Raw genomic sequence first — 2,067 nt, forward strand, 5'->3', positions numbered from 1 at the left:
ACCGTGAGGAGGCGTGGAGTGTGTGCGAGTGAGAATGCAGGCATGAGTAACGAATTGATAGGTGAGAATCCTATCCGCCGGATGACTAAGGGTTCCTGGGTCAAGTTCGTCTTCCCAGGGTGAGTCGGGACCTAAGGCGAGGCCGTCAGGCGTAGTCGATGGACAACCAGTTGATATTCTGGTACCCGTAAGCATGCGCCCATGATAAAGCATTGATACTAACCACCATGCCGGCACGTGTACTTCTAGCCTTTTAGGTTGGTTGTTGGTGTTTGGTGTCGTGGGGCCTGATATGTGGTTCAAGCGATGGGGTGACACAGTTGGGTAGCCATGCCGCTTATTGGATTGTTGGTGTAAGCGTGTAGCTGGGGGTGAGTGGTAAATCCGCATCCCCTTTATGTGAGACGTGATGCGTAGCCGTAATTGGTGAAGTTGGTGATCCCTTGCTGTCGAGAAAAGCCTCTAGTGAGTGTGTTTATGGCCCGTACCCTAAACCGACACAGGTAGTCAGGTTGAAAATACTAAGGCGTTCGGGTGAACTGTGGTTAAGGAACTCGGCAAATTGCCCCCGTAACTTCGGGAGAAGGGGGACCTTGCGTGGTGGCACATCCTTGCGGTGTGTGTGCTTCGTGGGGTCGCAGAGAATAGAGGGAAGCGACTGTTTATCAAAAACACAGGTCCATGCGAAGACGTTAAGTTGATGTATATGGACTGACGCCTGCCCGGTGCTGGAAGGTTAAGAGGACCGGTTAGTCACATATTGTGTGGCGAAGCTGAGAATTTAAGCCCCAGTAAACGGCGGTGGTAACTATAACCATCCTAAGGTAGCGAAATTCCTTGTCGGGTAAGTTCCGACCTGCACGAATGGCGTAACGACTTCCCTGCTGTCTCAACCACAGGCCCGGTGAAATTGCACTACGAGTAAAGATGCTCGTTACGCGCGGCAGGACGAAAAGACCCCGGGACCTTCACTATAGCTTGGTATTGGTGTTTGGTTCGGTTTGTGTAGGATAGGTGGGAGACTTAGAAGCATTAACGCTAGTTGGTGTGGAGTCGTTGTTGAAATACCACTCTGATCGGATTGAGCACCTGAACCTTGGCCCATGATCTGGGTTGGGGACAGTGCCTGGTGGGTAGTTTAACTGGGGCGGTTGCCTCCCAAAATGTAACGGAGGCGCCCAAAGGTTCCCTCAGCCTGGTTGGCAATCAGGTGGTGAGTGTAAGTGCACAAGGGAGCTTGACTGCGAGAGTGACAACTCGAGCAGGGACGAAAGTCGGGACTAGTGATCCGGCACCTACTTGTGGATGTGGTGTCGCTCAACGGATAAAAGGTACCCCGGGGATAACAGGCTGATCTTCCCCAAGAGTCCATATCGACGGGATGGTTTGGCACCTCGATGTCGGCTCGTCGCATCCTGGGGCTGGAGTAGGTCCCAAGGGTTGGGCTGTTCGCCCATTAAAGCGGCACGCGAGCTGGGTTCAGAACGTCGTGAGACAGTTCGGTCTCTATCCGCCGCGCGCGTTGAAACTTGAAGAAGGCTGTCCCTAGTACGAGAGGACCGGGACGGACGTACCTCTAGTGTGCCAGTTGTTCCGCCAGGGGCATTGCTGGTTGGCTACGTACGGAAGGGATAACCGCTGAAAGCATCTAAGCGGGAAGCCTGTTTTAAGATGAGGTTTCATTTGAGGTCCCCTAAAGACTATGGGGTTGATAGGCCAGACCTGTAAGCACTGTAAAGTGTTAAGGCTACTGGTACTAATAGACCAAAACAAACACACCCACACACATTGTTGTGTGGCCTACCGTGCACAAAAAATTATGAAGAATACACGAATCGTGTTCGCGTCCACTATGCAGTATCTGACACAATACGCACAAGCACACCCCACCCTTAGGTGGTGGGTGGTGCCCCGCATGTTTGTCGGTGGTTGATAGCGACAGGGAAACGCCCGGACCCATTCCGAACCCGGAAGCTAAGCCTGCCCGCGCTGATGGTACTGCAACCGGGAGGTTGTGGGAGAGTAAGTTGCCGCCGACATCAAACAAATAAACAACAACTCAATAAA

2 rRNA genes are annotated in these 2,067 nt (G+C 52.6%); both read left to right on the forward strand.

What is annotated here, in order from left to right:
• Positions 1-1,781 (forward strand): 23S ribosomal RNA (locus F4V60_RS05875); the annotation flags it as partial.
• Between the two features lie 140 nt (positions 1,782-1,921).
• Positions 1,922-2,039, forward strand: a 5S ribosomal RNA gene (rrf, locus tag F4V60_RS05880).
• Positions 2,040-2,067 lie beyond the last annotated feature (28 nt).

The organism is Corynebacterium flavescens, assembly GCF_008693105.1.
GTDB classification, from domain to species: Bacteria; Actinomycetota; Actinomycetes; order Mycobacteriales; family Mycobacteriaceae; genus Corynebacterium; species Corynebacterium flavescens.